The sequence below is a fragment of the Methyloglobulus sp. genome (assembly GCF_040079455.1).
Lineage (GTDB): Bacteria > Pseudomonadota > Gammaproteobacteria > Methylococcales > Methylomonadaceae > Methyloglobulus.
The window spans coordinates 1-1973 of record NZ_JBEBKJ010000163.1 but is presented as its reverse complement, the minus strand read 5'-3'; the positions used below and the strand labels follow the sequence as shown (position 1 = coordinate 1973).

Sequence of the window (1973 nt, the reverse complement as noted above, 5' to 3'; positions counted from 1 at the left end):
CCGTTTTTCTGGCTTCTTCTTTTTTTGTTTTCATTGTTTACCTCGGTTTTAGAGATTACTCTCTTAGCCGAGTGTCCGCTAGATTGGGGCAAGATCACCATTGAACAAATTGCTTTCATTCACTGAAAATCTTGGAAACGTAGCGTGAGCGGAGTGAAGATTTTTAGTCCCCAGAAGCGATAGGGCTGGGCAATTCCACGCAGCGCGGTTTGCGGAGTGGAATTGCAAAGCATTCCGACATCGCGTCGAGTCATTGCGCAACCAGTTTTATGCCCCTTGTTGGGCATAAAACGCGTGTAGCAGGACGGCTGGGGCAGCCGCAGGCATTGGTTGCCGCGTAGTTTTTTGCTGATTTTTCGAGCAGGAGCCCGGAAAAATCTTTCGCAAAAATAGCGGCACTATCAAGTGTGAATGCTTGGCAATGCCGCCAATTACTCATTACAAAACTCTTCCCCAGACGGTGCTTGTGGAACCTTGGCAACATAAGCTTTTACAGCTTGTTGTTGTTCTACCATCGTTGGCTTAACAAACCTATCTGGTGTGTGCTGAGCGCTTTTTAAACAGCCTTCGCAACAAAAATAAACGGTACGACCAAAATACTCTGCCTTAAGACTTTTGTTGGTTACCTTTTCCCCTGTTACTGGGCAAGTCGTTACACCATCGCCACGCCCTTCGAAGGTTGAAGAAAACTTCAAAGCCTTTGCCGCTGGTTTCGCTTTAACTAATTGTTGTAAAGGATCGTTAGTAACTGCCAGTACGTGGAAGCTACTGAGCAAACATACCAATAGCAAACCGCATGATCCTATAAAATTAATTACTACTTGTTTTCTTTTCATCACTTTAATCTCACAATAACGTAACTAATAAATCGTCGGAATTCCTGAGTATTTCTCGCATCCAAGACTCACTCCAACCACCCTATCGAACCGTTTGCACCTTAGACCTTGTCGCTATCGAACCACCTGATACGCCCTGTACATCAACCCAAAGATGCGGCAACCCCAGCTCTTGCAACCAGCCAGCCCCCTCACCCTCCTTGAGCATGGCAATCGTTGATGCGCTACCCGCCACCACACAAAAATCGCCGACTACGCTAACCGCAGCAAGATGCCGCACCGGCCAGCCTGTTTTTGGATTTAGCACATGACCGTAGCGAACACCATTGACCAGTATGCAGCGTTCATAATCGCCACTGCTAGCTAGAGCGCCTTCATACAACAATAACGTATCTAGCAAAACGTCCCTGCTACGCGGATGTCGTATACCTACACGCCAGGGACTGCTATCATCACGAGGCCCAATCACTTTAATGTCGCCACCCAGATTGACAACGCCATGCTTTATCCCCTGCGTGTAACATAAGGCGGCTGCACGATCCACGGCATATTCTTTCACCACACCGCCAAAATCAATTTCCATGCCCGGCACGGAAAATGTCAGTACAGGTCGTTTCCATATCACCTTATGCCAACCAACTTTTTCTAACAATTCATCAATGAACGCTTGCTCCGGCAACTTGCCTTGATCGAATTTCCAGGCTTTGCGTAACAACCCAGAGGTAATATCAAACAGGCCATCGCTCTGTTCATAACAGGTCACCGCATAATCGAGCAAACAAGCGGTTTCTTCATCTACGTCAAGACTGCCACCAACGGCTGCTACTCGATTAATCTCCGATAAAAAACTGGTTTCCCTATATCTTGAATAGAGCGCTTCCAAGCGTTGCACATCCGCAATAGCCATATCCGCTGCTTGACTTGCGATTGCCTGAGAACGCGCAAACAATTGAATATCGCATGGCGTTCCCATCGCTTTGAATTCTCTGCGATAGTATTTCAATTTCATACATCCGGTATCTTATCAAAAATAAATTGTAGGGAATCTCTAAAAATTCAAAAAACTCCTTCTCCCTCTGGGAGAAGGCCGGAATGAGGGTAATAAAATCAAGCAATTATATCCCTCACCCTAGCCCT

3 protein-coding genes are annotated in these 1973 nt (G+C 46.5%); all 3 read right to left on the bottom strand.

Features of this window, described 5'->3' with window-relative positions; genetic code table 11:
* Window positions 1-119: 119 nt before the first annotated feature.
* Window positions 120-254, bottom strand: a complete 135-nt coding sequence (locus ABL924_RS18310) for a hypothetical protein (protein ID WP_349028532.1) — start codon at window positions 252-254, stop codon at window positions 120-122.
* Window positions 255-431: 177 nt separating this feature from the next.
* Complete coding sequence (locus ABL924_RS18305) at window positions 432-836, bottom strand: hypothetical protein (RefSeq protein ID WP_349028531.1); 405 nt, start codon at window positions 834-836, stop codon at window positions 432-434.
* A gap of 82 nt (window positions 837-918) precedes the next feature.
* A complete protein-coding gene (locus ABL924_RS18300; RefSeq protein WP_349028530.1) occupies window positions 919-1845 on the bottom strand; it encodes an FAD:protein FMN transferase in 927 nt (308 codons plus the stop codon).
* Window positions 1846-1973: the final 128 nt, after the last annotated feature.

Coding starts and splice junctions, on each gene's coding strand:
- ABL924_RS18310 (WP_349028532.1), bottom strand. CDS start 254: ATGACTCGACGCGATGTCGGAATGCTTTGCAATTCCACTCCGCAAACC.
- ABL924_RS18305 (WP_349028531.1), bottom strand. CDS start 836: ATGAAAAGAAAACAAGTAGTAATTAATTTTATAGGATCATGCGGTTTG.
- ABL924_RS18300 (WP_349028530.1), bottom strand. CDS start 1,845: ATGAAATTGAAATACTATCGCAGAGAATTCAAAGCGATGGGAACGCCA.